This is a genomic window from Paenibacillus macerans, assembly GCF_050565405.1.
Classification (GTDB): domain Bacteria; phylum Bacillota; class Bacilli; order Paenibacillales; family Paenibacillaceae; genus Fontibacillus; species Fontibacillus macerans_B.
This window is the reverse complement of the sequence record NZ_JBNYYG010000107.1, coordinates 1-5,374: the sequence shown is the minus strand read 5'-3', so window position 1 is coordinate 5,374 and position 5,374 is coordinate 1. Positions and strand designations below refer to the sequence as shown.

The window sequence follows — 5,374 nt, the reverse complement described above, 5'->3', positions numbered from 1 at the left end:
AGAACCACCAACTGAAGAACCACCAACTGAAGAACCACCAACTGAAGAACCACCAACTGAAGAACCACCAACTGAAGAACCACCAACTGAAGAACCACCAGCTGAAGAACCACCAGCTGAAGAACAACCAATAACGGAGCCGACATTAGAACAGCCAATAGAAAAATATCTATTTGATGAAAAAATGGTAACGGACAACTCACTCAACGGTATTCAATTGCGTTTACATCAACAACCGAGATATATAAATTATCAAGGGGAATTTGATGTTTTACCGTTACTTATTGCAGTGGATCATTTAGGTAATCCGGTTGTTGGTCGTACAGTCAAAGTAATACTTAGTCGTGGTGAGGGTCAATTAGTTGGAAATACGATAGTATTAACAAATGATACTGGATATGCAATTTTTAGTGATTTAAAGTTGGCGAGTTCTGGAGGCGATATTGAGCTTACTTTCATTCTTGATGATGAAAAAGTACAGGAAAGTATTCAAGTTATTTACTTAAGGGAAGAGGAATCATCAGAAGAAGTGGTTGAATAAACTTTGAAGTGCACCCCTTAGAATGGACATTGGAATAAACCCTTGGGTTATCCGATGAAATCTAAGGGGTGCATTTTTCATGGTGAAAAAGGCAGTGTGTTAACTACGTGTAGTTATGTGAAGCTTAAAGTTGAAGAAGGTTTCACTTGCAGCAAAAACATGGAGAGCTTTTACAACGCCCATCAGCCACAAATAAAACTAAATCAGCTGTATCCGGCAGAGCTCCGAAAGAAGCAGAAAGACTAGGGTCTTATCAAGTTTCCATAAAGAGTGGCTTGCCCAGGGACCAGAGTGGCTTCATGATAATCCACATTAATTCAACCTATAAGCACTAAAGAACACTAAGCCCCCCTGTAAGTAAACATCATAGCACTTGACCCCTGTTCATGTTGAAGATTGATTCGAACTTATCTGCAGCCGATTGGTCAGCAGTACGGAGGGCATGGCCATATATGTTCATGGTTGTCGTAATGCTACCATGTCCGAGTCGTTCTGAAATGACTTTGGCATGAACGCCTTGGTTAATCAGAATCGTGGCTGAGGTATGACGGAGATCATGGAAACGAATATATCGAAGTTTGTTTTTTATAACGAAATTACGGAACCATTGGTAAGGTGCTTCATGATGGAAAGGCTGTCCGTCAGGGTGGGAAAACAGAAATAACCATTCCCCCCCACGCCAAGCGTCTCCTATATTTTTCCGTTCTTGAAGCCTATAGTTATGGTACTCCCTTAGCTCCTTAAGTACAGAGGAGGGAAGGGCAACTTTACGAACGGATTTTTTAGTTTTTGGTTGTTTTATGATTACTTCTCCCTTTAAGGCATGCACCATTGTTTGCCTGACGTCAATAACGCCAGTGCTCAGATCAACGTGGTTCCACTCGAGGCCTAGAATCTCACTACGCCGTAACCCGGTTGTTAGGGCTAGAGTAATTATCATTCTCCAATGGAAGGGCTCTTTTTGTAGGGCTTGAAGCATTTGGTTCACTTCAGCTTCATCATAGGGGAGGATTTCCTTCGAAATAACTTTGGGCTTTTTAACATCTGAAACAGGGTTACGGTTAATTACTCTCCACTCTACAGCACGTTTAAATATATTTTTTAATATACGATGGTCAATTTCGATTGTTCCAGAAGACAGTCCCCCACTTTTTTTATCACCTCTACAGTTTTCCGTTTGAAGTTTGTCTAGAAAGTCAACAATGTGAAGAGGCTTGATGTCCCTAATGGGTAAGTGCTGAAAAGCAGGGAGGATTCGATTCTTTAAATTTGATTTATAGGTGTAAAGCGTTTTGAATGCAAGATGTTTTACGGCATATTTCGTATACCACTCATCTACAAATGCTCCGAATGTCATTTTATCTGGTGCAATGTATTCCCCAGATTCAACCTCTAACCGGAATTTTGCATACTCGCTTTCTACTTCTCGTTTTGTCCGGCAATGCACGGTTTTGGTAAAACGTATATATTTACCTCTTGCATCTTTACCGGCGTTTACTGTCAAAAACCAAGAGTTATCACCACGTTTTTGGATGTTTGCCATTAAACCATCTCCGAAAGATATTTATTCTCTCATTATTATTTCCAATATTCTAGATATTTTACGCGCTTCGGTGTAATCAGGTATTAAAAGTTAGAAAACTCCAAAGTTGACAACGAAATTGGTAGATTACCGCCGGGCAACTTGGAGAATATTCTATCTTTGGCTACTAAATCTCAATTCTATTTCGTTCAAACATCCTCGAGGATTTTGGCTATATCAGCTAAAGGCGGGACATATCTCAAAGTAGTTCCCAAGTTTTTATGACGCAGTTGGTACTGAATATCGACGATGTTCATACCGCCTATTTGCATTAAATATCCTGCTGTTCTTCTAAGATCGTGCGGGCGAATTTGTCTATTCAGATTTGAATTATCGGAGAGTTCGGATAGCATTCTTCTAATCTGATAAACAGTCATGATTTTTCCTTTCTTATGGAATAAGTACTCATTTCCTTCGCTTGCATATTTCAGGTATTTTGGATGTTGTACATAACGTTCAAGTTCTGCAGTGAGGTCATTTGGGATGGCAACAGGTCTTTGTGAGGTTTTTTGTCCCTCGAAGACGTGTACAATCCTTGTTTCAAAGTTGACCCTCTTACGCCGAAGGAAACGCACTTCTGAGATTCGTAGCCCAGTGATCAGCATGAACCAGATAAATACAAATTCCTGCCGATAGAAGGGATCTCTAAGTATAGCAGCTCTAAGGAGGGCATAGCATTGTTCTTTGGACAATGCGGTGTTTTGAACGGGACTCTCGAATTTCGGTCTAGGATAACCGACCATCGGATTATGTTCAATCATATCCATGTCATGAAGAAACTCGAAGAAACGTCTTAGTCCGGTGATGGTGCTCGCTATCGATCTATTCGTCAATCCTTCTTCATGCATTAAGTAGAGGACAAAACGGTCAATAACATGTCGCTGAATAGGTAAATATCGATCTGTATATTCACGACTTGCATGAAAACGATCAAAATCAAGTTCTCCTTCGAAGCCTTCCTTTATCAGGAAGGCTTCGAACTTTTTCAGTGCGGCTAAATAATGATACTTTGTACTATTGGCTAGGTTAAAATGGTCACTCCAGAATTTAAAATAGCCAGAATGCAGCAAAATAGACATCTAATCACCTGCTTCTCAAAAGAGATCACTAGTTTTAAGTTGTGCCAGAGGGTGTTGATCAATAGCAGTAACCAGCATACTGTCAAACAACTTTAAGTAAACTTCTGTTGAACTAAGCCATGAATGACGCATCAGTTCCTTGATCGTGTAAAGATTTACACCGGATTCAAGGAGATAAAGGGCAAAGGAATGCCGTAATGAATGTACGGAGAACTGATATGGTTTTTTGTCGGATTCTGGAATAGACTTCGCTTCATCGATTAATGACGCAAGCATTTTTTGAATTGTGCTTTCATGTAATGGAGTTTTACCCTTATCATCAGAAAAAACATATCGCTCCTGATAATCTTGTTCATCTTTTATCCCGTGATAACGAAAGCTAACGTACTTATTTAGTATTTCAAGAGACGATTTTGTTATTTTGCTCGGTTGCTTATATCCCTTCTTACCCTTACCGCGTACAAGGATTTCTTGACGGGATGAGATTATATCTCCGGTCTGTAAATGCAACAATTCACTTAATCGGATACCAGATCCTAGAAAGGTCCAAAGGATGGTGAAATTTCGGTGAGCTTCCCGTCCAAGCCTAACAAGACAGAGGAGTTCATCCAATTGTTCTTTGGTAAACGCACGTGGTTCGCGGTTTTGGTCGATTTCCATTGAGAGAGTACGCTTAAGCTTTCCAATATCCTGATTAAAGAAATGCGAAGATGCTTCGCCTAAGAAACTTCTTAAAAACGCTGCTTTTTTGCTACGTGTATTCAGTTTTCGTACAGGCGCCAGATACTCAGCTAAAAAGGCGGCAGATATCACGTCTTTGAGACATGGTTTGGCATCATTTGAATTACCACAATAACGCAAGAACAAATCCATTTCGTATCGGTAGGATAATTGTGATGACTTTGCCAAGCTTTGAAATGTATCACTTTCGTAATAATGAAGTACTGCTTCATCAAGCAGAACTTTCTCGTTACGAATCACTGCTTCATTACTGCCAGAAGGTATTAGCCGGTTAAGCATACGCTGAAATGTATCTGGTCCAAATTGTTCAGCCAGCTGAACAAGTGATTCCTCTAGAGCGATTTCATTTGATACTGAATCATCATAAATAGGCATTCTAATCTCCCTATCCGTCGTATTTAAGTAAATTGATTTGGCTGATCATGTAATTGTCTTGTTTTGCTAAATGTATATATAAGCTGACGGTATCCAGCGCGCATACTCGAGCCAACTCTTTAATCGCTTGAGGTAGAATCCCTTTGTGAGCTAGTCGCGTAATAAAAACGTGACGAAAGATATGTACACCACCAGGAAACGACCAACCTGCTATCATGGTGTAGAGTTTGAAGTAATCATAAAGCTTTCCTGAAACGGAGGATGGTTTCTCTCCTAGCAGGTATGCTGTCATCGGCTGTCCCTGAAGTCCCTCCAAAAGCTGCAATAGCTTACCAGCTAGAGGAAGAACGTGAGTTTTCTTTCCTTTACTGTGGATCACGATAGTACGTGTTCCCAAATTAATATCTTCCCATTTTATATTTGCCACTTCAGATAACCTGAGACCGAGCTGATACATCAATCGATATCCTATTAGTTCAAGGGAAGGATTCCGTGCGTACAGGCTCACTACTTCAAAGAAGGATTCAATTTGCTGGTCTGTTGGAAGTTCACGAGGACTGTACCTTGGAGCCTTAATCGAACGGAAGCGCTGTAACGGCGGTTCATAACCAAATTTCTCTTGCAAAAAGAGGTAGAACGAACGGATGGAGTATATGCTGTGAGTAAACGAAATACGGCTGTTTCGTCCATCACTCACTAAGCGCAGTTTGTAAGATCGGTACATCAGCAAGTGCTCATTTAGGATTTGGAAAACCGAAATCTCATGAGGGGAAGTACCAGCAAACATTGGAATGTTTGAGCAAAGCCAAACAAATAGTTGATGAACGTGGGTGACGGTATTACGGACATGCTTACGTGAGAACCCCTTTTGTTCCATATATGTTTTGAAACTGATGAGCCGTGGATGTAAACTTGGCTTATCTTGTTTTGTTTTTATAATTAGTTTTTGTTTATCCAATAATCCGGCCTGAGCCGACTTCTTAATTAACAAGTGAAAAGGAGATAAGAGGGTTCTATCCGTATTCAAAAAAATAGCATGTTGAAGAGACGTTGGAT

5 protein-coding genes are annotated in these 5,374 nt (G+C 40.3%); 1 reads left to right on the top strand and 4 read right to left on the bottom strand.

The genetic code is table 11. The annotated features are described in order from the left end of the window. Window positions 1–541, top strand: a 541-nt coding sequence (locus ACQ4N8_RS27905) for a hypothetical protein (protein ID WP_430707633.1), incomplete at its 5' end; no start/stop codon positions are given. Between the two features lie 364 nt (window positions 542–905). Here the strand turns inward: ACQ4N8_RS27905 and ACQ4N8_RS27900 are convergent. From ACQ4N8_RS27900 to ACQ4N8_RS27885, 4 genes are all read right to left on the bottom strand, one after another. Beyond that, the gene (locus tag ACQ4N8_RS27900) at window positions 906–2,084 is read right to left on the bottom strand and encodes a tyrosine-type recombinase/integrase (RefSeq protein ID WP_430707632.1); all 1,179 of its coding nucleotides are present in this window, start codon (window positions 2,082–2,084) and stop codon (window positions 906–908) included. Window positions 2,085–2,272: 188 nt separating this feature from the next. Continuing rightward, the gene (locus ACQ4N8_RS27895; protein ID WP_430707631.1) at window positions 2,273–3,202 is read right to left on the bottom strand and encodes a tyrosine-type recombinase/integrase; all 930 of its coding nucleotides are present in this window, start codon (window positions 3,200–3,202) and stop codon (window positions 2,273–2,275) included. 15 nt (window positions 3,203–3,217) lie between these two features. Next, a complete protein-coding gene (locus tag ACQ4N8_RS27890; RefSeq protein WP_430707630.1) occupies window positions 3,218–4,318 on the bottom strand; it encodes a tyrosine-type recombinase/integrase in 1,101 nt (366 codons plus the stop codon). Between the two features lie 10 nt (window positions 4,319–4,328). Then, the coding region (locus tag ACQ4N8_RS27885; RefSeq protein ID WP_430707629.1) for a tyrosine-type recombinase/integrase at window positions 4,329–5,374 on the bottom strand (1,046 nt) is incomplete at its 5' end.

Coding starts and splice junctions, on each gene's coding strand:
- ACQ4N8_RS27900 (WP_430707632.1), bottom strand. CDS start 2,084: ATGGCAAACATCCAAAAACGTGGTGATAACTCTTGGTTTTTGACAGTA.
- ACQ4N8_RS27895 (WP_430707631.1), bottom strand. CDS start 3,202: ATGTCTATTTTGCTGCATTCTGGCTATTTTAAATTCTGGAGTGACCAT.
- ACQ4N8_RS27890 (WP_430707630.1), bottom strand. CDS start 4,318: ATGCCTATTTATGATGATTCAGTATCAAATGAAATCGCTCTAGAGGAA.